Origin of the sequence: Lysinibacillus sp. FW12 (genome assembly GCF_050817245.1) — a bacterium.
GTDB classification, from domain to species: Bacteria; Bacillota; Bacilli; order Bacillales_A; family Planococcaceae; genus Lysinibacillus; species Lysinibacillus irui.
In genome coordinates this window covers 865,979-890,186 of sequence record NZ_CP139094.1, presented here as the reverse complement: position 1 = coordinate 890,186, position 24,208 = coordinate 865,979, and the positions used below count along the sequence as shown (strand labels likewise).

The following is a 24,208-nucleotide window of genomic DNA, read 5'->3' as shown; positions in this document are numbered from 1 at the left end:
TCTTTTCGCTTAGCTTAATTTTTTATGAATTGCATCTACCATCGCATCGATAAATAATGGGTGTGTATTTGGCATCGCTGGGCGATAGTATTTTGCGTCAAGTTCATCACAAACAACTTTACACTCAAAATCATTATCATATAATACTTCTAAATGCTCCGTTACAAAACCTACTGGTGTATAAACAAATGAACGGTAACCTTTTTCTTCAAATAGTTCACGAGTTAAGTCTTGGACATCTGGACCAATCCAAGGCTCTGGTGTTTGCCCTGCTGATTGCCAGCCCACCTCAACATTTTTTAAACCTGTTGCTTCTTGAATAAGTCGAGCTGTTTCGATTAATTGATCCTCATAAGGATCTCCTAAATCTTTAATCTTTTCAGGAAGTGAATGTGCTGACACGATTAAACATGCTTTTTCACGTTCTTCCTCAGACATAGACTCAAACGTAGCATTCACTTGTTGTTTCCAATACTCGATGAATTTTGGCTCATCGTACCAAGACTCTACAGAAGTAATCGTTAAACGATCACCTGCCGCCTCTACAGCACGACCGTTATAGGATTTAATAGAGAACGTAGAGAAATGAGGAGCTAAAACAATAGAAACCGCTTCTTTGATGCCCTCTGCCACCATTTGCTCAACTGCATCTTCAATAAATGGATGAATATGCTTTAAACCAATAAACAATTTATATTCCACTGTATCTTGAACTTCATTTAACCGTGCACATAAAGCTTCAGCTTGTGCCTGTGTTGCTGCTGCTAATGGTGATAAACCACCAATTGCTTCATAGCGGCTACGAAGATCTTCTAAATGCTCTTCAGAAGGTTTGCGGCCATGACGAATATGTGTATAGTAAGGTTCGATATCTTCTTCTTTATAAGGTGTTCCGTATGCCATTACCAATAAGCCTTTAACTTCTTTCATTACCCATTCACCTCAAAAATTGTTTTATATTTTATACATTATGTGATAAAAAGAAGCTGCCCAGTCTTTCATATTGGACAGCTCCCTTTCTATGATAAAATCATTCATCCATAGAAAAGGGATTTTCACATTTAATTTGTTTGTTATTAGGAACGTGCTTGAATTTGCTGTGCACTATACTCATGAATAAATGTAGTCAGACGTTTTAATACATCTGGATCTACTTCTGGGAAAACTCCATGCCCCAGGTTAAAAATATGTCCTGGCATTTCTAAGCCTTGGTCAATAATATCTTTGGCTCTTTTTTCAATAACAGACCAATCCGCAAGTAATAGAGATGGGTCTAAGTTACCTTGAACAGGTTTTGTAATGCCATTTGCACGTGCCTCTTTAATAGGTAAACGCCAGTCTAAGCCAACAACATCAATCGGTAAATCATTCCATTCTTTTGCTAAATGGCTAGCACCGACACCAAATTGAATTAATGGCACATTTTCTTTTTGCAACTCTGCAAAAATTCGCGTCATAATTGGTTTTATAAACACACGGTAATCTTCAACATTTAATGCACCAACCCAAGAATCGAAGACTTGTATTGCTTTTGCACCCGCTTTAATTTGAGCAGTTACATCTGCAATAATCATATCAGCTAGTTTATCCATTAATGCAAACCATGCTTGAGGTTCTGATACCATAAATGATTTTGTTTTATTATAGTTTTTTGACGGACCGCCTTCAATCATGTAGCTTGCAAGTGTAAATGGTGCGCCAGCAAAACCGATTAAAGGAACATTTAATTGCTCTTCTGTCAGCAACTTAATCGTTTCTAATACAAAGGGTGTATGCTCTTTAGCATTAAATTCACCTAATTTTTCTACATCCGCAACTGAACGAATAGGATTTGAAATAACAGGACCAACGCCTGCTTTGATTTTTACATCTATCCCAATGCCAGGAAGAGGTGTGACAATATCTTTGTATAAAATAGCAGCATCGACATTGTAATTTTCTACAGGTAGACGAGTGACATACGCACATAGCTCAGGTTGATGTGTAATTTCCTCTAAGGAATATTTTTCTTTTATAGCACGGTATTCTGGCTGTGAACGTCCTGCCTGACGCATATACCATACTGGCGTGTGTGCTGTCCTTTCTCCACGTGCAGCTCGCAGAAGTGTATCATTAAAAGTTGTCATGAAATTTCCTTCCCCTCAAAAAATCATTTTTCTCCTTTATACCTGTTGTTTCACTTTCGGTACAAAAAATATTTGGTGAATCAAGTTAAAAATGTCTTGTTTATTCCTTTATTATTGATATCCGTTTCCAATAGTAAACGCTTCCTCTGTTATTGTATAGTTTTCCTAGTGAAATGTCATAAAATTGTTCTTTCTCGGCAGATTCTTTTTGGTCAAAGCGTTAGACTTATGCTTAAAAGGGTATAATCACGCTATAATTAATAAGATTCATAAGGGGGATAAATTGATGTATATTTATTTAACTTCTGGTACTGGTGATTTTTTAGAACAGGTAAAAAATAAGTATCCAAATGAGCATATGATCTTAATCCACGGAGACGGAAACTCTGTCTTGATACATGAAACAGAAGGAAAAACAGTGTTTGCAACGCCTCGTAAATTCGAAGTTTTGGATTCAGTAAATGACCTAGAGGAACGAGGCTTCTTTGTTTTTAATAATATTCCTGTGACAGACGAGGGACGTCCTGTATTCGAACACCGCTTTTTAGAGCGTTCGCGAGCCATTGAGGAGGAGCCGGGCTTTGTTGCCTTCCGTTTATTAAGACCCATCAAGAGTGATACTTACATTGTCATGACACAATGGAATGGGCCACATTCATTTGAAGCATGGAAGAGTTCTAAAGCCTTTGAAAATGCCCATGCTAAAAAAGATGATTCAACTGGAGTACGCCAGCAGAACATCTTTTCAGCAGCTTCTTATGTAACAACCTATAGCGCAATACCGAAGGAAGAAGATTCACAATAAGCCTAAATAATTAAAAGCTCATTTATCCAACAATAGCATTGGGTGAATGAGCTTTTTAATTTATCAATAGTATTCTATTCTACTTAGAAACCTTCGATGTCAATTCACTAATAACCAAAACAACGATGACAGTAATATAAAACATTGGTTGTGTCATGGCACATAAGCCCACAATAATAGCTTGTGTAATCATTGCTAAACGCACAACCTGCTTCACAGCTAATGGACGGGCATTATCGGGTAATGGATAGAGCATATCCATTCGAAATTCACCGCTTGATAGTAATGCTTGCTTTAACTGAATGGTTGTCGCAAAGCTCAGTGCACCAGCAGCAATCCATGTAACGACAGGAATGTCTACAAATGCAGCAATGATTGCTGAAATAGCTGTAAGACGAAGCCATAAATAGAAATGGTCATCTGTTCGAACAAAGGTACGAAATACCAGATACTTTTGAGCATTGCCCTTACCGTATGGTACAAATTTATAGAGCCAGTCCATCCAACTACGGCGACGGATGCTTCCATGTAAATGGGGTACGTCTGTAAAATAATTAGCAAAACGGTAAAAGCTCATCATACGATTCTGTTCAAGCTTTACAAAATGTTCATAAGGCACAGGTTCACCGGTCGATTTTTTTCTAAAGACAATGATATAAATAACGCTGATAACTGTAACGACTACTGCTAATAGGAGCTGAGCATGGAGTCCCAAATAGATTGCAGCTGCAAATACGATAGCTCGAATAAGCCTGTCCACCCAGACCATATTGCCTCGTTCACTATAACGATAGTTGAATTCTCCTTGAACACTTATATATTTCAAAACAATGACAAGTAAAAATACAGTCCATATGTCGATCGTTGTTAATTCCGTTACTGCTTTTAATAATGGAATACAAACAATATAGACAATCGCTACTATCCACACTTGAGACCAATAAGTCCAAGCCAATGCCTTATTAAAATACTGTGATATTTTTGATTCTAAAGGCAATAGGTATACTTGGTCTGGCTCTCTCAAGAGCGTAGTAGGGCGGCTAAAGGCCAATAAAATCCCTACGATTAGAGCAATGATGATTTCTGCTGGAAAGTCTGTTTGTACAACTTTCAGCCATTCACTATATTGATAGCCCCCAGCTCCAATAAGAAAAACAAGTACAATCGCAATATGCCCTGTAAATATAAATTGCATATATTTTTGTACTTCTCCTATATAATGCATGAAGCGAGAGGACCATACATCACGCAAGTTCTTCATGGTCCCGCTCCTTTGTCATGGCAATATAGAGATCGTCCAATGTCGCATTCGGCATTGCAAACGATTTGCGTAAATCAGCCATTGTTCCCTGCGCTCGAACTCTTCCTTCGTGCAATAAAATAATTCGATCACAATGCTTTTCAGCTGTCGATAGTATGTGTGTAGACATTAATATAGAAGCACCTTCTTTTTTCTTTTCATCCATCTGGTCTAATAATGATTGAATACCTAGGGGATCTAAGCCCACAAAAGGCTCATCAATAATATAAAGACTTGGATTCACTAAAAAGGCACACATAATCATGACTTTTTGACGCATTCCCTTTGAAAAATGCGAAGGGAACCAATTTAATCTTTTCTCCATTCGAAATTCTTTTAATAGCACCTCTGAACGAGCATCAAGGGTTGCCTTATCAATACCATATGCCATCGCTGTTAACTCTAAATGCTCTCTTAATGTAAGCTCATCATATAGCACAGGGGTTTCGGGAATATAGGAAAAGGCTGTTCGATACTTGTCCGTATCTTCCTTTAATGTTACCCCGTTTAGTCGAATGTCCCCTTCCTTTGGTAACATTGTTCCTATAATATGTTTAATTGTTGTACTTTTACCAGCTCCATTTAAACCGATTAAGCCAACTAATTCCCCTTTTCCAATAGTAAAAGATAAATCTTTAATAACAGGTTTTCTAGTATATCCACCCGTCACATGCTGTACCTCTAATACTGACATATCCTCACTCCTCTTCTTGTTTTATATTTTATCAAAAATTAGCAAATGATACAGGTTTGAGTATGATAGAATGTATTTACACATACGTTAAGGGGGAAATTCTCATGAGCGATTGCCTATTCTGCAAAATTATCGATGGATCCATTCCAAGTACAAAAATCTACGAGGATGACCATGTCTATGCCTTTACAGATATTTCACCTGTTGCTAAAGGCCACACATTATTAATACCAAAGCATCACTGCCAAGATCTATTTGAAATGCCAGAGGAAGTGGCACGTAATCTATATGCTGTTGCACCAAAAATCGCCAATGCTATTAAAGTAGCATTTCAGCCGATTGGTTTGAATACGATTAATAATAATGGCGCTGCAGCTGGACAGACTGTTTTCCACTACCACTTACATTTTATTCCGCGTTACGACGAAAAAGAAGGGCTTGGCCTAATTTGGCAAACGCAAAAATATTCAACAGAGCAGTTAGCTGAAGTAGCAGAAAGTATTAAAGCGAATCTGTAAAGGATTGGAATTTTTAACACAAAAAGATTCAGAATATTGTATTGCAAATAGAAACATTTTAGCGTACAATCACAAATAAGTTTCGCTAACGGTCAGGAGGACACGTTAGGTGACAAATAGATTAGCTTAGCTGAGGAGAGATTCAAATGAATACGAAGAATTTAGTTTTAATGGCACTATTAGTTGGTGTCGGTGCAGCCCTTTATGTGGTTACACCAGGAATGGTAAATGGTATGAAACCTGATTTCATGTTAACAATGATGTTTATTGGAATATTATTGTTCCCGACTGTGAAAGAAACGTTCTTACTATCACTTTCAACAGGTGTACTTTCAGGTTTATTTACAACATTCCCAGCAGGTCTTGTCCCGAATATTATCGATAAAGCTGTTACAGGCTTTGTATTTTTAGCCTGTTTATTGATTCTAAAAAAAATGGCAAGTCATTTCGCTTTTTCTGCTGTTTTAGTTGGTTTAGGTACTATTCTATCAGGAACTGTATTTTTAAGCGTCGCGCTTTTTGTATTCAATGCAAATGTCGGTGCAACCTTTACAATGCTATTTATTGGCGTTGTCCTGCCAGCTGTTGCATTTAACGTCGTTGCTTTTGCTGTCATTTATCCAATTGTCGCAAAATTAGTAAAGCGCTCTAAATTCAATACAGCTATTTCTCAAATTTCATAAATACTCACTTTAAATAATCAAAAGAAACTAAACCGTGATAGTAAATCACTCGTTTAGTTTCTTTTTTCTTTTTGTATTCGGGCATTTCATGGTTTAATAGTAGATAAACATGACTAGAAATGAGGTAAACAATATGAAAGCAAAACCATTTTTACTTGGACTAACAACAGGGATTATAGGTGGGACAATCGCTGTGCTTTTCTCAACACCACAATCAGGGCAACAAGTACGTGCTACTCTTAAACAAAATCTTGACCAAACAAAAGGTATGCTCCTTGATGTAAAACAACAAGTAGGGACTGTTAAGCACTCGGTCAATACTTTAACAAATGAAGTGAAAAATAATATCCCACAAATAATAAATGATTTAAAGCAAACAATCACAACTTTTACTGAAGAAATCGAACCAACGAAAAATAATTTACAACAAGAATTAGATGCTTTACAGAATTCGATTAGCGAAATCGAGAAAAACATTGCACAAATCACCGAAAACAAGAAAAAACCGCAAGAAAAAGTTAGCGACTAAAGTCCTTTCAAAGCAGTTAAAAATCTATTTTTTTACCAAAAATTATTGCTATAATATTATTTTTTAACCACTTTTCAATTTTTTAATTTTTCTAACTTTAAACTTTTTTCTCTTTACTGCTATAATATTTTTAAAAATGTGAAAGAAAGCAGTAGGTGATGGCTTTGTCAGAGGAATTATACACACAAAAAGAAGCGATGCTTTATAGTCAAAGAATCGCACAATTATCAAAGGCGCTATGGAAAGCGGTTGAAAAGGATTGGCAACAATGGATTAAACCCTATGATTTAAATATTAATGAACACCATATTTTATGGATTTCTTATCATTTAAAAGGGGCTTCCATTTCTGATGTAGCAAAATTCGGAGTGATGCATGTTTCTACAGCATTTAACTTCTCCAAAAAATTAGAAGAGCGTGGCTTCCTTAAGTTTTCGAAGCGTGATGACGATAAACGAAATACGTATGTTGAGCTTACTGAAGCTGGTACAGAGCTTATTGTAGAGATGAATAAGAACTACCATAATACGTATCATTCCGTACTGGAGGGATCCCTTGCCTTAAAAGATTTATATGGCCGTTTCCCAGATTTTTTAGATGTAATGGCTGTTATTCGCAATATTTATGGCGAGGATTTCATCGATATTTTCGAACGCTCCTTCCAACATTTCCGTGATTCCTTTGACACGCTAGAAGAAAGAACACCTGTAAAGGGATAGGACGAAGCTTCAAACTACTCGTAATTTTTTCTGGATGAACGATTTAGTATTCCTGCTCATTCGAATGTAAATCATGTGAAAGGAGGTATTTCAGAAATATTTCTGAAGTACCTCCTTTTTCTTGCATTCTAACATAATTCAATTTACATTAAATAGGACACTTCCTATTTTGGAGTTGATATAAAACCATGCATTGTTGGAAAATTTTAAACTTAGAACATCATTATGGTACGACGCGTATTATTATAATGGGTGTTATTACTTTTCTATTGGTCTTTTCTGTTTCATATGTAATGTTTAATTTATTTAACGAAGAGCATTACACAGATCGGTTATTCTGGCTTTTTGTAATTGCTGTACTCACTCTTTATCCAGTTCATAAATTTTTGCACTTTCTTGCACTATATGATTTGCGCCAGCATTTAAAATTACGTGTACGTACCCAATTTTATATAATTCCTGTTTTGCATATGCGAATTCGTGAACCTTTATCTAAAAATCGTTACATCTTAGCATTACTTACGCCTTTTATCGTTCTAAACACAAGTATTATAGTAGGAACTTGGCTATTACCAGCCTATACACACTACGGAACATTGCTGTTAGCTTATCACTGTAGTTTATGTTTGATTGATATCCTTTACGTGAAATACTTACTAAATTCACCTAAAAACTCCCAAATAGAAGAAACACCTAAAGGCTATGAAATTTTAGTTCCACCAACTGTTCACTAAAATGCTTGTACTTGTTTTTTATTGGCGTTCTTTGTTATGCTATTACTATTGAAAGAGGGGAGGAATAGACTTGCTATTAATGATTGTAGTTCTATTCTCGGTATTCTATTTATTTCAAATTAATCGCATGACATATGCTTTATGCATGCGACGTGAAATTCCCGAAGAAAACCAACCAAAAATATTCCGAACTATAAATATACTAATTACCATTTTACTTGTCTCATTTTATGTGGAAATTTTATATGCAGTTTAATGGAAGTATCCTTTACGCCTCGGCGTAAAGGCATCCATATCGGTTCAAAACATTGACAAAATAAATTGAAAGACATCCGCGTTCGTCCGCACACTCAAAATAAGTTGAGCCCCCCATGCAACAACTTTTTCTAACCAATAAATTTGGTAGAACTAAGCTTGCGGCGCGAATGTCTACCATTGTTAAGAAAAGCTAAGAGTTGAGCTCTTAGCTTTTCACTGTTTTATTAATTAGTATAGGTACGCTGCGCCAACAATAATTAATAAAATAAATAACACAACTAATAAAGCAAAGCCTGAGCCGTAGCCACCGCCACCGTATCCTCCGTTGCCCATAACTTCACCCCCTTTCTTTTCTATATCCTATGCGCTTCAAAATTTGAAATATAGGCAATACTCAAGGGGGAACCATTTTGTTTTTAAAACGTTTATGTTATAGTAAAAAATGGACGAAACCATGTTAGGAGAGAATATCCACTATGAAAAAAACAGTTTTATCTTTAACTTTAGCTGCTTCTGTATTAGCTCTTGGTGCTTGTAGCGGCGGAGATAGCAAAGCAATCGTTACTTCTAAAGTGGGCGATATATCAGTAGCTGATTTTAATGAAAAGGCAAAAGCTTTAACAGGCTCATATGTAATGCAACAACTTGTGACTGAAAAAGTTTTAGCTGACAAATATGAGGTAACAGATAAAGAAATTAAAGAAGCTTACGACACTACAGCATCACAATTTGGTGATGGCTTTACACAAGCACTTGCTGAAAGTGGTTTAACAGAACAAGGCTTTAAAGATTCTTTACGTGTTCAGCTTCTTCAAGAAAAAGCTTTAAAAGATCAAGCAATTAAAGAAGAAGATGTGAAAAAATACTACGAACAAATGAAAACAGAACTAAATGGTCGTCATATTTTAGTAGCAGATGAGAAAACAGCGAAAGAAGTCATTGCAAAAATTAAAGGCGGTGCTAAATTTGCTGATGTAGCGAAAGAATATTCTACAGATACAGGTTCTGCGAAAAACGGTGGAGAGCTTGGATGGTTCTCTGTTGGTTCAATGGTTGATGAATTTAACGATGCTGCTTACGCTCTTGAATTAAATACATTAAGCGAGCCAGTAAAATCAAGCTTTGGATATCATGTTATTGAAATTACGGACAAGCGTGACGTAAAAGGTGTTGGTGAATTTAAAGATGAAGAAGACAACATCCGTTCAACAATGATAAACAAGCTAAACCAAACTGGTGAAGCGCAAACGATTTTAAAAGACATCGTTGCAAAAATGGCAAAAGATGCAGATGTGAAAACATCAGATAAAGATTTAAAAGAATCACTTAAATTCTTTACAACAACAAGTGAAGAACAAGCCAAAGCGGCTGAAGAAGCAGCTAAAAAAGCAGAAGATAATGCTGCTAAAGATTCTGAAGACAAAGCAGAAGATACTGACAAGGAATCTAAATAGTCTGGATAAATATTAGTTCATCTTATAATGACAGTATCCTCAGCGAAAAGGAGCATCTGATTTTTCAGATGCTCCCTTTCTTTTTGCATTATTCTTTATGCCTGAAGACCGTTTTTGAACTACTATCTATATGAATTTACTTTTTCTATATAGTTGGTTTATAGAACGAGCGGTTATCCAGCGGGAAGAGTCGCTCTGTAAATTCCCCTGGAGCTGTTTTCCCTAATGCCCTTGTGAGCATATTCATTTTTGCATCTATGTTATCAATATAGTGCAAGATTTCCGCTTCTTGGAGCATAGGTTTTTTCGGGCTACCCCACTCTTCTTTTCCATGATGAGACAGAACCATATGTTGTAATAGCATGACTTCTTCCCCATCAATTTCAAGTTCACTAGCAATTTTAGCAATTTCATTCACCATAATCGTAATGTGTCCTAATAAATTACCTTCAACTGTATACATCGTGGCAACTGGACCAGATAACTCTACAACCTTGCCTATGTCATGCAAAATAATTCCTGCATATAATAAATCGCGATTAAGCGTTGGATATAAATCGGCAATCGCTTTACCTAGTTTTAGCATAGATACCATATGATCTAATAAACCAGATGCATAGTCATGATGGTTTTTCGTTGCTGCTGGGAAGACTAAAATAGCATCCTGATGCTTTTTAATAGCTGCTCTCGTAATACGTGAGATATTTGGATTTTTAATATCAAAGAAAAATTGTGTCAATTCTTCATATAGTTGTTCTTTGGGCGTTGCTGAGGAGGGAACTAAATCATGAATTGCGATTCCTTCCTCTGGCTTTGCAACACGTATCGATTTAATACGTAATTGATTTTTTCCTCTATAGTCATGAATCTCTCCGCCAACACGCACAATCGCTTCAGCATGATACATTTTTTCATGATCCTCATTCGTGTCCCATAATTTTGCCTCAATATCCCCACTTTTATCTTGTAATAATAGCGACATAAATGGCTTTCCAACGGTTGTAACACCTTTTGTCGCTTGTTTTATCAATAAAAATTGATCTACTGCTTCTCCAACTTGAAGCGTCGTAATCCCTTTCATGTTGACGCCACTCCCCTTTCATTTGCTAGTGCTCCGATATCGACAATTTGCTCTTTCTGCCAATGTTCGAGCATTGCGTCATGACAAGTAAAATATAAAATTTGACGTTCATATCCTACTTCTTTCATCAATTGTACCATTTTGTCTGTACGGTTTCGATCAAAATGGACAAATGGATCGTCCATAATGATTGGAAATGGGGCAGAGTCCATCAGTGTTTTTGCAAGGGCCATACGTAATGCAATATAGGCTTGCTCTTTTGTCGCCTGTGACAATTCAATCATTTGGTAACGTATTCCTGCAACATCTTGTGCAACAAAATAGCCTTCATCATGAATCGAAATTCTCTCATATCGTCCACCTGTCAGTAAACTGAATATCGCATTCACCTTCGAAAGAACATGAGGTAATTTTTCTTCTCGAAGGCGGAATAATGCTTCATGAATGGCAGTAGCTACAGCCTTTTTAGTTGCCCATTGCTCAATCAGCTGCTGTAATTCTGTTTTCTCCTGCTCAAACTGTTGAAGTAATTGCCCATACTTTTCATCATTTAATAGCTGCTCTTTTTCAATAAGCAATGAAGCACGGTGTTCAAGACATTTGTCTATCTCTTGCTGTAACGAGCTTTGCTCCAGTTCCAAAGCATGTAGAGCTTCTATAATAGAATCCTCCATCAGATTTTCTTGCTGTGGCAGGTTGAGTGAAGCCAATTGTGCTTGAACCGTTTGCAATTCTGCTATGATTTTTCTTTGTTGCTCAAACTGTTCATATATTTCATAATAAGCTTGCTCGTTTTGCACTTGTGCCTCACTAAATAACAGAGCTATTTCAGATGTATATTGGTCAATTCTAGATTGGCCACCCTCTAGTTTTATTTTAAGGCTGGCTAACTGGTCCTTCGTTTGTTGTACTTGTTGTTGATGCTTTTGTGCTTCCAGGTAGGCTGTTCGTAAATACATATATATTTCATGTTCATTGTAGGCTCCATCTAAGACCTGTTGGAGCTGTTCATAAATACTGTTCTTTTCCATCTGAGCTTCTTGTAGAAGGCTCAGTGTACTATTCCTTTTTGCTGCAAGCTCTTGAACGCCACGAATTCGCATAAATAACTCAGGCATTAAAGTTCTGGCTATTGATCCTTGTAATCGATAACGCTTTAAAAAAAGCTGAAGTGCCTGTGTGGCCTCTTCACTCTCTAACTCTGCTTGTTGAATTTTATATTCAAGTTGAACGTATTGCTGTTCTTTTTCTTTTTGCTGTTCATTGACATGTAACCAACGATCCTCATATCGTTGCTTTTTTAATAGCACAGCTTGTACTGTCATTTCTTCTTGTTCTAACTCTCGTAGGAGATAACTTTGCTCTTTATTTATAGGCTCCTCTGCTTGTTTACTATGTCTCATATACAAAATGCTAAGCAATGACAAAAATGCTCCGACAATGATCACAACCACATTCTTTTCAAACACTCCATAAGCAAATGACAATAAACCAATTAGTAGTATAAGCCAGATAAAATACAAAGGTTGTGTTTGCTTATTTCGTAGTGACTTAGCAGCACGTAATTGCTCAAGCCTTCGTTTTTGCTGGGGCCACTGTGCTAAAATATGTTCTTCTTCACTTGTTAATGATTCCTGTACAATCCGTTGCTTTTGTTTAGCAATTGCATCTATTTCTAGATGTATTTGTTCAAGGGATCGTAAATGAAACTTAAGCTCCTCCTCTGCATCCTGCAGCTTACTTAATTGAAATTGAAACTGCTGTTCCTGCTGAAGTGAAACAGTCTCCCCAAGAAGATTTTCCTGTTCCTCTTTTTCTTGAACGCCTAATAAACGAAACTGTGCTTCCATTTCTTGTTCAAGCATAAAGAGATCATCTTGTAAATTTTGCACCTTCACCAGCAATTGATGCCAGGTTGCCTCTTTTTGTATAAGGCGAGCCATCTCATTAACCGTTTGCTCATTCACTGATGCTAGTACTTTATCTTGTAACGTTTGAAATTGCTCTTTTAATTGCAACAGCTGTTGGTTTTCATGCATTAGTCGATCTTTTAACTGTTCATATCGTCTAATACCTTCTGGTGGAAATTGTATATCTTGATAGTTGGCTAAAGTTTGTTGCAAAGCCTGTTGCTGCTTCATTAGAGGTAGTGCTTGTTTTTGTATAGTTAGCTGTTGCCACTGTTGTTGTTGCATTTTTTGTGTCTCATAAAGCCGCTCTAAATTTTGCTCTAGGAGTTGTAGCTGCTTTAATTTATCTTCAAAGGTTTGAATTTTCCCTTGTTCCTGTTTAATCGTTCGTTCAAGCTGCTTTAAATGCTCTATTTTTTGATTAATTACTGGAACTTTACCGGTTTTCCTAAATAATTCATTTGCCTCTTTATCCATTTTCTTCTCAAGGGTCGATAAATGTTGAATACCTGTCGTACCAGAGGCTAGTAGCAAATGTGTTAGTTCCTCCTCTGACATTTTCTCAATCCCTTGTAGCTCATGTAATGAAAATGAAAAAATAGACTCAAAGCTGGCTCTTGAATAGCCATATAATAGTTTTGCTAACAGTTCCTCTTGTCCAGTTGTACCATCCTCTAAAAAGACAGTAACATCGCCCGTTGCCTTCCCTTTCACACGTTCAATGGTACATTGGCCATAAATCGGATGCTTGAGTATCAGCTGACCACCATACTTTGTCGAAGCTTTTGGTTCATATTTGCGCTGTGTCTGCTGCCTCGTGGGGAAACCAAAAAGCATTTGTAGAATAAATTGCTGAATTGTTGTTTTTCCCGCTTCATTTAATCCATAAAAAATGGTAACACCATCGCTTAACGAAATGGTCATATTTTCATGCTTACCAAAGCCATAAATTTGGATTTTTTGTATTGTCAGCATGTGATCACGCCCTTTGAATTTCTTCTGCCAATAATGCCTGTGCGCTATTCGTTAAATTCTCTATATCCTTGTCTGTAAGTGGCTCTATCAGCCTTGCGCCCCCAGCATATTGGTATAAATCTTTAAGTATATCCTTCCATTCATTACTATCCCATTGTTCCATTAAGCTGACAACTGATTGAGTTGTTGCAGTATGTTCATAAAATTTCCTAGTCTTCTGCAACACCAATTTTTGTACCCAACACATTGGCTCAATGCCTTCTTCAGCTTCCCGAACGGTCTCTAACCATGCATCTACTGTGGCATGCTCAAATAATGCTTCTGTTTGTTCATCAATATTTTGCAAATGAAGCTCTATAACTGATGCACCATACTTTGTTCTATTGACTGTAATTGCTTCTGCACATCTTTTGAGTAATTCATTAGCATGGATTACATTTTTACAATCCACTTCAACTGTACTATAAACTACAGTTGAAGTTGGAATAAAATCTAGTTCAGCCGAAGTTCGGGATAAAGTTACATCATAATAGCCTTTCAAACCTTGCTCTTTACGATGGCGACTTTGTATATTGCCTGGATAAACAATTGGAGGATTTTGATGTAAAAGCTGTCGTTTATGAATATGGCCTAAAGCCCAATAATGGTAGTTTTTCTCTAGCAATTGTTGCTTAGTAAAAGGAGCATACACATCATGAGTCGTATTACTTGCCTCACTTCCGTGTAGCATACCAATATGAATGGTTTGTTGATTTTGTGCAATGGGATAGCTTTCGATAACCGATTCCCTCAAGTGGCGTTCATGATAACTGAAACCATATATATTGACTTGCTGATCCCGAATTTTTAATTGAACAACACTCGTTTCAGCTGGTAATTCATAGACATTACTTGGCAAAGAAAAGCGTGTCCAAGTACCATTTAAGTGATCATGATTTCCATAGCTCACAATCACAGGGATATTATGTTGGAAGAGCTTTTCCATTGCATCTTGAAATCTACGTTGCGCTTGCAAACTACGATTTTCACCATCATAAATATCTCCAACAATTAGCAAAAAGTCAGGCTTCTCTTGAATTGCTTTTTGAATAATTTTGTCGAATGCATCAAAAGTACTTGACCGAATGTTCTTTAAAATGTGTTCAGATAAACCAAATAAACCCTTAAATGGACTATCTAAATGTAAATCTGCCATATGGAAAAAACGAATTGCTGTCATCCAATCACCTCAAATAGTAGATAATTCTTAACTTGGTACTAATCAAAGTAGTACGAGTTCACTTTTCAAAACCGAATATTTGTTCTATTTTATCATACTTCATCTTTTATGAAAAATGGTATGAAGGAAAATACTTGACCGCCTTACTTTTTCCACAATTTTCGTAATTTATCAAAAAAATCACTAGTTTTACCGTGAAGTTTATAAATCTTCTATGTATAATAGAAATATATTTTAGTAAAAGGGTGGGGTTTGCATGGAGAATTATCGTTTTACAGCTTTTGAAAAAACAGGGGAAACATTGTTTGATGAAACATGGACATTTGAAAATGATGAGGCTGCTAAACTAAATGGACAACAACAAATTGAGGAAAAAGGTGTTGCCGACAAAACTCATCGACTTGTAAACTCTTCAGGTAAATTAATATTATTCCATGTTTAATAGCGAGTAAAAGGCACGTAGACAATGCTGCTACGCGCCTTTTTACTATTTATTTCCCTACAAATACCGGTGTTCTTTTCTCTACAAATGCATGAATACCCTCTATATGATCTGTTGTTTTACGCATAGCAGATTGTCCTTCTGCTTCCAATGCTAGAACATTTTCTAGCTGTGATAAATTTTGAGCATGGAGAATTTTTTTCGTTGTAATCATCGAAGAGATAGGTGAAGCAAGCATTTTACCTACAAGCTGGTCAGCCATTGCAGATACTGTACCATCAGGTGCAATATAATCAATTAATCCTGCATCCAATGCTTCTTTTGCAGTTAATACCTTCCCTTCCCATATCATTTGTTTCGCTTTTACAGTCCCCACACGTTCTTTCATAAAGAAGTGACCACCTCCATCTGGAATCAGTCCTATTCCTATGAAGTTCATAGCTAGTTTACTATTTTCACAGGCTACAACAATATCTGCACCAAGTGTCAAACTAAATCCTAGGCCTGCCGAAGCACCATGAACTGCCGCAATAACAATCATCGGTAGCTGATAATAGGCCCTCACAATACGTGTTAGATAAACCATTGCCTCATCTATATTTAGTGGTTTGTTTTCATCGAGCATTGCCTTAATATCGCCACCCGCAGAAAAGACCTTTCCTTCTCCACGAATAACAAGTACCTGTATATCTTTTTCTTGTTGTAGAGCTTCAAAGCATTCTGCAAGTTCACGCATCATGTCACCATCCATAGCATTCATTGCCTGTGGACGATTCAATGTTAACGTTGCTCGACGTTCTAATTTTTCTAAAGTAATCGTTGAAAATTCCATCTCTCTTCCCCCCAATATGAATAGTCATTCACTATGTACTATTCGAGTTTTTTTAGAAAACTCCTCCTACTCTAAGCAAAATTACTGTTGTTGTGCTATATTAAATGACGAACATTGTTATAAAGGTGGTTACGTATTTTGACACAAAAAGACTATCGTGTATTACTTTATTATAAATATATTACGATTGAAGACCCAGTAGCCTTTGCAGAAGAACATTTAGCATTATGTAAAGAAATTGGACTTCTTGGTCGTATTTTAGTAGGAAATGAAGGTATTAACGGAACGGTTTCAGGGACCATTGAGCAAACAGAAGCTTACATGAACCATATGAAGGCAGATGCTCGTTTTAGTGATATTATGTGGAAAATTGATGAAGCTGAAGGGCATACCTTTAAAAAAATGCATGTACGCCCGCGACGAGAAATTGTTCATTTAGGTTTAGAGGATGATATCAACCCATTAGAAATCACTGGTGATTATTTATCTCCTAAAGAATTTATGGAACAAATGCAAGAAGATAACACCGTAATCATCGATGCACGTAATGACTACGAATATGATTTAGGTCATTTCAGAGGAGCAGTTCGACCTGATATTGAAAATTTCCGTGACTTGCCAGCTTGGATGGAAGCTCATAAAGAAGATTTTGCAGATAAAAAGATTTTAACTTACTGTACAGGTGGTATCCGCTGTGAAAAATTCTCTGGCTGGCTAAAACGCGAGGGCTATGGTAAAAGTGTAGGTCAATTACACGGTGGTATCGCCACGTATGCAAAAGATCCAGAAGTAAAAGGCCAGTTATGGGATGGTCAAATGTTTGTTTTTGACCGTCGTCGAAGTGTACCTATTAATCAAGTGGAACATGTCGTCGTTGGGAAGGATTATTTCACAGGTGAACCTTCTGAACGTTATACAAACTGCGCAAACCCTGAATGTCATAAATTAATGCTTTGCGAGGAAAAGCATGAGGCATTTTATATGCGTAGCTGCTCAGACGAATGTCGTCGTGCACCACGTAACTTCTTCGTTGAAGAACATGGTTGGTCGAAAGAACAGGTTGAAGAGCAAATTGCTAAAATAGCAGAGGCTCAAAAGTCAAAGTAAGTATGCTTGATATAAACGGTATGGGTCCTTTTGTAAAAGTGAATGGAAACCCTTGGAGACACCGATTCTATCAGACTAACTAAAAGAGCATCGTTCGTTATGACGATGCTCTTTTATGTTGTTAAAAAATCAGACAAATCAATTAGCATTTTAGGCGAGAAAGGCTTTCCATCCCACAATAGTGTTTATTTTGAGTTTTCAGAGAAATGAATTTGTTTACTACTCTAGAACGAACGTAGTGAGTAAAGTGGCTCATTGGACGTCCCCTGGAAAGTACGCTGGCGGAACGGAAATCAATCCTGCTTTGCAAAACTTTTATTTCTGCTACTTACATCATATTTTATTTTTCTTGAGCTAAATAACGCCCGACCTGCCGTCCACTAAATAGACAGCCTCCAACAAATGTGCCTTCCAAAGCACGGTAGCCATGAACACCACCGCCACCAAAACCACTTACTTCACCAGCTGCATATAAACCAGGTATTGGCTGACCATCCATTCCTAACACCGCACCATTCAGATTTGTTTGTAAGCCACCTAAAGTTTTTCGTGTTAAGATGTTTAATCGTACAGCAATTAATGGCCAATTTTTAGGATCTAACATTTTATGTGGTTTGGCAACACGCACCAATTTATCGCCAATATAATTCCTTGCTCCATGAATGGCATTAACCTGTAAATCCTTCGTAAACTTATTGTCCATTTCTCGGTCTCTTGCCAAGATCTGCTCTTTAATTTTCATGAAATCTAGTAGCTCATTTCCTGCCAGCTTATTCATACCATCAACAAGCTCTTTCAAATCATGAGCAATCACAAAATCCTCACCATGATTTTTAAAGGCTTGGATTGGAGCAGGTGGACCTGGCATGATTCGTTTCAAAACATCTCCAATGCTTTTGTTTGTTAAATCTGGATTTTGTTCTGAGCCAGATAGTGCAAATTCCTTCTCAATAATTTTTTCAGTTAAAATGAACCACGAGTAATCATAGCCTGTTTTTTGAATAGCCTCTAATGTGCTAAGCGTATCGAATCCTGGGAAATTTGGTGCATGAAATCGATTACCCTCTGCGTCAAACCATAAGGAGGAAGGCCCCGGCAAAATTCGTATTCCATGATTGGGCCAAATAGGATCCCAATTTTTTAACCCCTCTGTGTAATGCCACATTCGGTCCCGATTCACAATGCGACCCCCTACATGCTCAGTGATTTCTAGCATTCTCCCATCAACATAAGCTGGCACACCGCAAACCATATTTTTAGGTGGGGTCCCCAATCGTGCTGGCCAATTTTTTCTTACTAAATCAAAATTAGCCCCAATCCCCCCACTTGCCACAATTACAGCATCTGCTTCGTAGTTAAATTCTCCAATTCCTAGTCTTGAGCTTTTTTCACCTCTATTGATAAAAGTTTCCGCTAGTACAGTCCCACTAATACCAGTAATTTTTCCGTTTTTTTGCAAAAATTCATCTACACGATGTCTTGGTTTAAAATCAATATATCCTTCTTTGATCCCCTGTTTTACTTTATCAACAAATGGCTTAACAATGCCTGGACCAGTTCCCCATACAATATGAAACCTTGGTACTGAATTACCATGTCCCCCCGCAAGAGAACCACCTCGTTCTGCCCAGCCAACAACAGGGAAAAATTTGATGCCCTTTGATTTTAACCAATCATATTTTTCACCCGCCGCAAAATCAACATAAGCTTTAGCCCATTTATATGCCCAGGAATCCTCATCCTCTAATCGATCAAAGCCAGCTGTCCCTTGCCAATCTTGCCATGCAAGCTCCTTACTATCTTTAATTCCGAGCCTTCTTTGCTCAGGAGAGTTCACTAAAAAAATCCCACCAAATGACCAATATGCCTGTCCCCCCATTGAATTTTCAGGCTCCTGATCAACTAAAACAACTTTTTTCTTTGCGTCGATTAACTCACAAGCTGCAACTAGCCCTGCAAGTCCAGCACCAATTATTGCAACATCGTATTTCATTACTACACCCCCAAATCAAATCATCCTTAACTAACATTCTTCCCTAACAGGCTGTTTACCTTCTAAAAAAACATTTTTTGTCTAAATTGTGACAGAGAAAAATGTTCGCTTTCTACACTTGAAACTACCATGGACTTGTATGAAACAGCTAATTTATTCCAGTTAATTCCCATATAATTTTTTCTTCTCAAACTACATAGAAACCTAGTATTATCGGACTTTTCAAATATCGTTAGCGCTTTCATTGTATTCTCCAAAAAGACGTACAATATAATTGTTTAACAAAAAGATTGTTCGTGTTTGGTTATTATTCAGACTTTCGAAGTCAATATTTTTAAAGTATTTTAGAAATATCGTTGACAAAGGTGAACAATAGGGATTATGATGTTAACAAATTTAATCACACAAAATATAACGACGGAGACACACTAGTCGTAAGAAAATCCCAAGAGAGCTGATGGTTGGTGTAAATCAGTGATTTCTACGATAATAGTTCCACTCCCGAATAGATAGGCCGAACAACCCTAAGTAAGCTTATCCGTCACATGCACGTTACGCATATAGCTAAGACTGCAAGAATAATTTTTTCTAGTAGTAATTAAGGGTGGTACCGCGAACCAATGTTTATTCAGCCTTTCGCCCCTTACAACACAATAACTGTGTTTGTAAGGCGTGGAAGGCTTTTTATTTTGTTCTCGATCTAGTAGAAAGGAGATTGTTTGCATGCTGTAAGATGTTCGAATTTTACAACTTCCAGACTCTCATTGGTAAGACCACAATCATTTTTATTAAAAAGGAGCTAATTATAATGACTACTGCAACAAAAACAATTAACGTATTTATCGCTGATCCACTAAGTGAAGATGGTATTTTCCCACTACGTCAGGAACAAGACTTAGATTTAAACATTATCGTGGACACTGGTCTAGCACCAGAAGAATTAATCGCAAAAATTGCCGATGTAGATGTGTTACTTGTGCGTTCTCAAACAACTGTGACACGTGAGGTGATTGAAGCAGCTAAAAACTTAAAATTGATCGGTCGTGCTGGTGTGGGTGTTGATAATATTGACCTTGCTGCTGCAACTGAACATGGGATTATCGTTGTCAATGCACCAGATGGTAACACGAACTCTGCTGCTGAGCACACGATTGCGATGATGACATCACTTGCTCGTCATATTCCACAAGCTTTTAATACTTTGAAAAATGGAAAATGGGATCGTAAATCTTATGTCGGGGTAGAGCTAAAAAATAAAACTTTAGGTGTTGTAGGATTTGGACGTATTGGTGTTGAAGTAGCTTATCGTGCAAAGGGTCAACGTATGAATGTTATGGCATATGATCCTTTCCTTACAGATGAACGAGCAAAAGAGTTAGGTGTAACAAAAGCGACAGTTGAAGAAATTTGCGCAGCAGCAGATTTCATCACAGTACACACTCCTCTTCTTCCTGAAACACGTAATCTTATTAATAAAGAAAAATTCGCAATCATGAAAGATGGCGTACGTATTATTAACTGTGCACGTGGCGGTATCATTAATGAAGACGATTTATATGATGCGATTGTAGCAGGTAAAGTTGCTGGTGCAGCCCTTGATGTATTTGTCTCTGAACCTGCAACAGATCATAAACTACTGACGTTACCGCAAGTTATCGCAACGCCTCACTTAGGTGCATCTACTATTGAAGCACAAGAATCTGTAGCAGTTGATGTATCAAATGACATCATTAAGTTCTATAAAACAGGTACTGTAACAAATCCAGTGAATATGCCATCTATTCCGAAAGAACTTCTTGCACAAGTGGAACCTTTCTTTGAGCTAGCAGAAAAACTTGGTTCTTTTTTATCACAGGTAACAACAGAGCCTGTAAAAGAAATCAACTTATCTTATGCTGGTGAAGTAGCAAACTATGATGTTCGTCCATTAACTTCAAACGCATTAAAAGGTTTATTATCTAAAAACCACGGTAATCATGTAAATGATGTGAATGCTCGTTACTTGTCTGAACGTATTGGCATGAAAATTAATGAGCACAAAACAACGACGGCAAAAGGCTTTACAAGTTTAATTACAATTGAAATTATTACAGCTAATGAAACACATACAGTAGCTGGTACGTTATTAAATGGTTTAGGTGCACGTATTGTTAAGGTGGAAGACTATGTTGTGGACGTTATTCCTCAAGGTCACCTGCTTTACATTAAGAACACTGATAAACCAGGTGCCATTGGCCGTGTAGCAACAAAGCTTGCAGAAAAAGATATCAACATTGCCACAATGCAAGTTGGTCGTGCGCAAGTTGGTGGGACAGCAGTTATGATGCTTACGATTGATAATGTAGTAACAGAAGAAGATTTAGTATTCGTGTCTCAACTCGAAAATATTGATGAGGTAAAAGCCATTACCCTATAGTAATGACTAACGTAAGCAGGGAGTTTCTACTCTCTGCTTTTTCTTTTTGGAAAAATGATACTTTTTAGTACCTTAATCGTCTTTAAAGGAAAGGGGGTGTATGGAATGAAAGTAGAAAAAATATTTCACTTACATAATCAAACCATTTTTAAATACTTATATTACTTACTGAATGACGAAACATTAGCAGAGGATTTTACACAGGAGACCTTTGTTCGTTATTTTAACTATCAACAATCAATTAAAGAAGGAGCCCAACTCGCTTGGCTTCGTTCCACTGCTCGTAACCTTGCCTACGATCATTTTCGACGGAAGAGGCTTATACAATTTGTCCCTTTTTTACAACAGCATGAAAAACAATCCTCGCCCTCCCCACATGAATGGTTAATGCAACAAGAAGATGCCAAGATTCTGTATCTTGCCATTAGTAAACTAAAAATTACATATCGTGATGTCATTATTCTACGGAAAATTGAAGGTCTATCAATCGAAGAGACCTGTGAAGTACTCGGTTGGAACGAAGGAAACGTAAAAAATACATTAAAACGAGCACTCGTTGCATTAAAAAAACAGCTTGGAGGTGAGATGGATGAAGAATTATAAAAAGGGATGGCAGCATTTACATGATTTGAAATTAACCGATCAGCAAGAACAATATTTATTGCGTCAAATAACAGCCCCTTCCTCAACGAGAAAAAAATCGTCTACGACTATGTGGAGGATTCCATCTGTGGCATTGTTATTTGTAGTAGTTCTCTCTATATTACTTTTATCCTTTATTCAAGAGCCTACTACTGCTCCTAGATCAACAGACTCTACTAAAATGATCGATCGAATTTATGTAAAGGACAATAAAAATACAGAGAGTTTTCTACCAAAGGGTACTTGCCTTTATGTACCGCAACAATGCTACCTAGATAAAAAACGACTAACTCAGTTACAAGAAAAAATGAAGGAGGCTTCCCCTATTTCGATTACTAGTGGACAATGGGAAAGCAATGATTACTTTACACCTTATGATTTATTCATACTGTATACAGATGGTTCTCAAGAGAAATGGAAGGTACTCAATAATGATATTCTCTTCAATGTTGAAACTCAGCAAGCCTTTTTAATCGAAGAATCAATGGACTCACTTATATATTTTTATGATGACAAGCGGTCAACCAAATTGATCATTGGTAATATATTTATCTTTCTTACGCATTTCATATTATGGATTGCTAAAAAAAGAATGCCTCATACCGAGCGTCGCTTTTTTGCTGTGACAGTTGAGCATGCTATTGCCAATTTAATTATGCTTTTATTGTTTGGAGGTATTTTATTTAGTATTTATCTTGTCCAACATACTATTCATGCAACAATTATTTATAGCTTTTTCTTACTATACTCAATCATGCAAATCCTTTATCGCAAAAAAGCTGGTGAACCTCATGATTTCTTGATTGCTAGCGCTTTTGTTCAGCTTTGTTTAGCTATAGCTTTTACAAGTTTATACCTTGCACTGAATGTCTATTTTTAATAGATGGATCGAAAAATAAAAAATGTACTGACCACAAGGGACAGTACATTTTTTCATTATAGCTTATTTATAAGTTCTAACAATGCTGTCAAAGAGTCTACTTCATAGGTTGGTGTGACAGCTCCATTGGCAATATTGTTTTCACGATTAATCCATACATTGCGCATTCCGACACGGGAAGAACCTAAAATATCAGTATTAAGATTATCGCCAACCATGATTGCCTCATCTGCTGTAATACTTGCTTTCTCCATAACAAATTCAAAAATAGATGCATCAGGCTTACCCTTGCCAAAGTCTCCCGAAATAATAATATGATCAAAATACGGGGCAATTTCAGGTGTGATTTCTAGCTTCAAGTTTTGTAGACTTGGTGCTCCATTTGTGAGTAATACAAGCTGATACTTTCCTTTTAGTTGATCTAATACAGCAAATGTATCTTCATATAAAAATGGTGATACTTTACGCTCAGCCACAAAGCGCTCTCCTAGCTCAGCTCCGAACTGCGCATCATCAATATTAAGAGCAGCTAACCCTTTTGTCCAAGCTTCTGCACGATAGCCAGGAACAATTTCTTTCATCTTTTGGAAAGAATCTGTCGTATCATCAAACGTCCCCCAAAGACCTTCGAACGGGTTAATACCTATTAAGACTGTATAATCATATGTTTCATACCCCTCATACAGGGCGCGTGCCTCTCGACGAACAGCCTCCTCTAGTTTAACAGGATTCACATTATGTACTGTTGCTGCATAATTACAAGTTTTTTCAAAGGCTGTTTTGACTGATTTTTTATCCCATAGCAGTGTATCATCTAAATCAAAAATAATTGTACTTATCGACATTTTGTCCGCTCCTAGCTCCCGGTTAATACTACTATTTTAGCATATT

At 36.9% G+C, this 24,208-nt stretch carries 24 protein-coding genes and 1 other annotated feature; of the genes, 13 read left to right on the top strand and 11 right to left on the bottom strand.

All coding sequences use genetic code 11. The features are described 5' to 3' along the window. Positions 1-9 precede the first annotated feature (9 nt). Both hemH and hemE read right to left on the bottom strand, forming a co-directional pair. Positions 10-930, bottom strand: a complete 921-nt coding sequence (gene hemH, locus SJW71_RS04590) for a ferrochelatase (protein ID WP_431811784.1) — start codon at positions 928-930, stop codon at positions 10-12. A 146-nt stretch (positions 931-1,076) separates the two neighbouring features. Next, entirely contained in the window at positions 1,077-2,126 is a 1,050-nt protein-coding gene (gene hemE, locus SJW71_RS04585; protein ID WP_431811783.1) for a uroporphyrinogen decarboxylase, read from the bottom strand. Between the two features lie 286 nt (positions 2,127-2,412). On the opposite strand from hemE, the gene SJW71_RS04580 reads away from it, so the two are divergent. Beyond that, positions 2,413-2,931: an antibiotic biosynthesis monooxygenase family protein gene (locus SJW71_RS04580; protein ID WP_274794422.1), complete on the top strand. Its 519-nt coding sequence runs from the start codon at positions 2,413-2,415 to the stop codon at positions 2,929-2,931. A 79-nt stretch (positions 2,932-3,010) separates the two neighbouring features. On the opposite strand, the gene SJW71_RS04575 is transcribed toward SJW71_RS04580, so the two are convergent. Continuing rightward, positions 3,011-4,192: an ABC transporter permease gene (locus SJW71_RS04575; protein WP_274794423.1), complete on the bottom strand. Its 1,182-nt coding sequence runs from the start codon at positions 4,190-4,192 to the stop codon at positions 3,011-3,013. Then, on the bottom strand, positions 4,176-4,925 hold the full coding sequence (locus tag SJW71_RS04570) for an ABC transporter ATP-binding protein (RefSeq protein ID WP_274794424.1): 750 nt from the start codon (positions 4,923-4,925) through the stop codon (positions 4,176-4,178). The genes SJW71_RS04575 and SJW71_RS04570 overlap by 17 nt, the downstream gene beginning before the upstream one ends. A 104-nt stretch (positions 4,926-5,029) precedes the next feature. Here SJW71_RS04570 and SJW71_RS04565 point away from each other — a divergent pair, with 104 nt between their 5' ends. The 6 genes from SJW71_RS04565 to SJW71_RS04540 all read left to right on the top strand — a co-directional run bounded on the left by SJW71_RS04565 (position 5,030) and on the right by SJW71_RS04540 (position 8,364). Then, complete coding sequence (locus SJW71_RS04565) at positions 5,030-5,443, top strand: HIT family protein (RefSeq protein ID WP_431811782.1); 414 nt, start codon at positions 5,030-5,032, stop codon at positions 5,441-5,443. Positions 5,444-5,589: 146 nt separating this feature from the next. Further along, complete coding sequence (locus SJW71_RS04560) at positions 5,590-6,126, top strand: tryptophan transporter (protein WP_431811781.1); 537 nt, start codon at positions 5,590-5,592, stop codon at positions 6,124-6,126. Between the two features lie 133 nt (positions 6,127-6,259). Next, positions 6,260-6,655: a YtxH domain-containing protein gene (locus SJW71_RS04555; RefSeq protein ID WP_274794427.1), complete on the top strand. Its 396-nt coding sequence runs from the start codon at positions 6,260-6,262 to the stop codon at positions 6,653-6,655. A 158-nt stretch (positions 6,656-6,813) separates the two neighbouring features. Then, entirely contained in the window at positions 6,814-7,374 is a 561-nt protein-coding gene (locus SJW71_RS04550; protein WP_016992097.1) for an HTH-type transcriptional regulator Hpr, read from the top strand. A 188-nt stretch (positions 7,375-7,562) separates the two neighbouring features. Then, positions 7,563-8,108: a DUF3267 domain-containing protein gene (locus SJW71_RS04545; protein ID WP_274794428.1), complete on the top strand. Its 546-nt coding sequence runs from the start codon at positions 7,563-7,565 to the stop codon at positions 8,106-8,108. A 70-nt stretch (positions 8,109-8,178) separates the two neighbouring features. Continuing rightward, entirely contained in the window at positions 8,179-8,364 is a 186-nt protein-coding gene (locus tag SJW71_RS04540) for a hypothetical protein (RefSeq protein WP_274794429.1), read from the top strand. 230 nt (positions 8,365-8,594) lie between these two features. Here the strand turns inward: SJW71_RS04540 and SJW71_RS04535 are convergent, their stop codons facing one another. Next, positions 8,595-8,699, bottom strand: coding sequence for a YjcZ family sporulation protein (locus tag SJW71_RS04535; RefSeq protein WP_274794430.1), 105 nt, complete (start codon positions 8,697-8,699; stop codon positions 8,595-8,597). Between the two features lie 143 nt (positions 8,700-8,842). Between SJW71_RS04535 and SJW71_RS04530 the strand changes: the two genes are divergently transcribed. Continuing rightward, the gene (locus SJW71_RS04530; RefSeq protein WP_274794431.1) at positions 8,843-9,820 is read left to right on the top strand and encodes a peptidylprolyl isomerase; all 978 of its coding nucleotides are present in this window, start codon (positions 8,843-8,845) and stop codon (positions 9,818-9,820) included. A 145-nt stretch (positions 9,821-9,965) separates the two neighbouring features. Here the strand turns inward: SJW71_RS04530 and yhaM are convergent, their stop codons facing one another. From yhaM to SJW71_RS04515, 3 genes are read right to left on the bottom strand one after another with little or no spacing between them, the layout of a single operon-like run. After that, positions 9,966-10,901, bottom strand: a complete 936-nt coding sequence (gene yhaM, locus SJW71_RS04525; protein ID WP_274794432.1) for a 3'-5' exoribonuclease YhaM — start codon at positions 10,899-10,901, stop codon at positions 9,966-9,968. Beyond that, on the bottom strand, positions 10,898-13,786 hold the full coding sequence (locus SJW71_RS04520) for an AAA family ATPase (RefSeq protein WP_429978523.1): 2,889 nt from the start codon (positions 13,784-13,786) through the stop codon (positions 10,898-10,900). The genes yhaM and SJW71_RS04520 overlap by 4 nt, the downstream gene beginning before the upstream one ends. Before the next feature lie 4 nt (positions 13,787-13,790). Beyond that, positions 13,791-15,005 (bottom strand): metallophosphoesterase family protein, encoded by a 1,215-nt coding sequence (locus SJW71_RS04515; RefSeq protein WP_274794434.1) that lies wholly within the window; start codon positions 15,003-15,005, stop codon positions 13,791-13,793. 256 nt (positions 15,006-15,261) lie between these two features. Between SJW71_RS04515 and SJW71_RS04510 the strand changes: the two genes are divergently transcribed. Further along, a complete protein-coding gene (locus SJW71_RS04510; RefSeq protein WP_274794435.1) occupies positions 15,262-15,447 on the top strand; it encodes a YhzD family protein in 186 nt (61 codons plus the stop codon). A gap of 49 nt (positions 15,448-15,496) precedes the next feature. On the opposite strand, the gene SJW71_RS04505 is transcribed toward SJW71_RS04510, so the two are convergent. Next, positions 15,497-16,279: an enoyl-CoA hydratase gene (locus tag SJW71_RS04505; protein ID WP_312507310.1), complete on the bottom strand. Its 783-nt coding sequence runs from the start codon at positions 16,277-16,279 to the stop codon at positions 15,497-15,499. Positions 16,280-16,417: 138 nt separating this feature from the next. Here SJW71_RS04505 and SJW71_RS04500 point away from each other — a divergent pair, with 138 nt between their 5' ends. Further along, positions 16,418-17,386, top strand: a complete 969-nt coding sequence (locus SJW71_RS04500; protein WP_431811780.1) for a rhodanese-related sulfurtransferase — start codon at positions 16,418-16,420, stop codon at positions 17,384-17,386. A gap of 340 nt (positions 17,387-17,726) precedes the next feature. Here SJW71_RS04500 and SJW71_RS04495 read toward each other — a convergent pair whose 3' ends face one another. After that, a complete protein-coding gene (locus SJW71_RS04495) occupies positions 17,727-19,379 on the bottom strand; it encodes an FAD-binding dehydrogenase (RefSeq protein ID WP_274794438.1) in 1,653 nt (550 codons plus the stop codon). Positions 19,380-19,784: 405 nt separating this feature from the next. Further along, positions 19,785-20,026 (top strand) — a binding site (T-box leader). A gap of 161 nt (positions 20,027-20,187) precedes the next feature. Here SJW71_RS04495 and serA point away from each other — a divergent pair. The 3 genes from serA to SJW71_RS04480 all read left to right on the top strand — a co-directional run bounded on the left by serA (position 20,188) and on the right by SJW71_RS04480 (position 23,317). Further along, entirely contained in the window at positions 20,188-21,795 is a 1,608-nt protein-coding gene (gene serA / locus SJW71_RS04490; protein WP_274794439.1) for a phosphoglycerate dehydrogenase, read from the top strand. A 105-nt stretch (positions 21,796-21,900) separates the two neighbouring features. Beyond that, on the top strand, positions 21,901-22,398 hold the full coding sequence (locus SJW71_RS04485; protein ID WP_431811779.1) for an RNA polymerase sigma factor: 498 nt from the start codon (positions 21,901-21,903) through the stop codon (positions 22,396-22,398). After that, entirely contained in the window at positions 22,385-23,317 is a 933-nt protein-coding gene (locus SJW71_RS04480; protein ID WP_431811778.1) for a hypothetical protein, read from the top strand. Before SJW71_RS04485 ends, SJW71_RS04480 begins: the two co-directional genes overlap by 14 nt. Before the next feature lie 56 nt (positions 23,318-23,373). On the opposite strand, the gene SJW71_RS04475 is transcribed toward SJW71_RS04480, so the two are convergent. Next, the gene (locus SJW71_RS04475) at positions 23,374-24,162 is read right to left on the bottom strand and encodes an HAD family hydrolase (RefSeq protein WP_312507315.1); all 789 of its coding nucleotides are present in this window, start codon (positions 24,160-24,162) and stop codon (positions 23,374-23,376) included. Between the last annotated feature and the right edge of the window lie 46 nt (positions 24,163-24,208).

What these genes read in the sequence shown, in the direction of transcription:
- hemH (WP_431811784.1), bottom strand. Translation starts at nt 930, where the DNA reads ATGAAAGAAGTTAAAGGCTTATTGGTAATGGCATACGGAACACCTTAT.
- hemE (WP_431811783.1), bottom strand. Translation starts at nt 2,126, where the DNA reads ATGACAACTTTTAATGATACACTTCTGCGAGCTGCACGTGGAGAAAGG.
- SJW71_RS04580 (WP_274794422.1), top strand. Translation starts at nt 2,413, where the DNA reads ATGTATATTTATTTAACTTCTGGTACTGGTGATTTTTTAGAACAGGTA.
- SJW71_RS04575 (WP_274794423.1), bottom strand. Translation starts at nt 4,192, where the DNA reads ATGAAGAACTTGCGTGATGTATGGTCCTCTCGCTTCATGCATTATATA.
- SJW71_RS04570 (WP_274794424.1), bottom strand. Translation starts at nt 4,925, where the DNA reads ATGTCAGTATTAGAGGTACAGCATGTGACGGGTGGATATACTAGAAAA.
- SJW71_RS04565 (WP_431811782.1), top strand. Translation starts at nt 5,030, where the DNA reads ATGAGCGATTGCCTATTCTGCAAAATTATCGATGGATCCATTCCAAGT.
- SJW71_RS04560 (WP_431811781.1), top strand. Translation starts at nt 5,590, where the DNA reads ATGAATACGAAGAATTTAGTTTTAATGGCACTATTAGTTGGTGTCGGT.
- SJW71_RS04555 (WP_274794427.1), top strand. Translation starts at nt 6,260, where the DNA reads ATGAAAGCAAAACCATTTTTACTTGGACTAACAACAGGGATTATAGGT.
- SJW71_RS04550 (WP_016992097.1), top strand. Translation starts at nt 6,814, where the DNA reads ATGGCTTTGTCAGAGGAATTATACACACAAAAAGAAGCGATGCTTTAT.
- SJW71_RS04545 (WP_274794428.1), top strand. Translation starts at nt 7,563, where the DNA reads ATGCATTGTTGGAAAATTTTAAACTTAGAACATCATTATGGTACGACG.
- SJW71_RS04535 (WP_274794430.1), bottom strand. Translation starts at nt 8,699, where the DNA reads ATGGGCAACGGAGGATACGGTGGCGGTGGCTACGGCTCAGGCTTTGCT.
- SJW71_RS04530 (WP_274794431.1), top strand. Translation starts at nt 8,843, where the DNA reads ATGAAAAAAACAGTTTTATCTTTAACTTTAGCTGCTTCTGTATTAGCT.
- yhaM (WP_274794432.1), bottom strand. Translation starts at nt 10,901, where the DNA reads ATGAAAGGGATTACGACGCTTCAAGTTGGAGAAGCAGTAGATCAATTT.
- SJW71_RS04520 (WP_429978523.1), bottom strand. Translation starts at nt 13,786, where the DNA reads ATGCTGACAATACAAAAAATCCAAATTTATGGCTTTGGTAAGCATGAA.
- SJW71_RS04515 (WP_274794434.1), bottom strand. Translation starts at nt 15,005, where the DNA reads ATGACAGCAATTCGTTTTTTCCATATGGCAGATTTACATTTAGATAGT.
- SJW71_RS04510 (WP_274794435.1), top strand. Translation starts at nt 15,262, where the DNA reads ATGGAGAATTATCGTTTTACAGCTTTTGAAAAAACAGGGGAAACATTG.
- SJW71_RS04505 (WP_312507310.1), bottom strand. Translation starts at nt 16,279, where the DNA reads ATGGAATTTTCAACGATTACTTTAGAAAAATTAGAACGTCGAGCAACG.
- SJW71_RS04495 (WP_274794438.1), bottom strand. Translation starts at nt 19,379, where the DNA reads ATGAAATACGATGTTGCAATAATTGGTGCTGGACTTGCAGGGCTAGTT.
- serA (WP_274794439.1), top strand. Translation starts at nt 20,188, where the DNA reads ATGACTACTGCAACAAAAACAATTAACGTATTTATCGCTGATCCACTA.
- SJW71_RS04485 (WP_431811779.1), top strand. Translation starts at nt 21,901, where the DNA reads ATGAAAGTAGAAAAAATATTTCACTTACATAATCAAACCATTTTTAAA.
- SJW71_RS04480 (WP_431811778.1), top strand. Translation starts at nt 22,385, where the DNA reads ATGAAGAATTATAAAAAGGGATGGCAGCATTTACATGATTTGAAATTA.
- SJW71_RS04475 (WP_312507315.1), bottom strand. Translation starts at nt 24,162, where the DNA reads ATGTCGATAAGTACAATTATTTTTGATTTAGATGATACACTGCTATGG.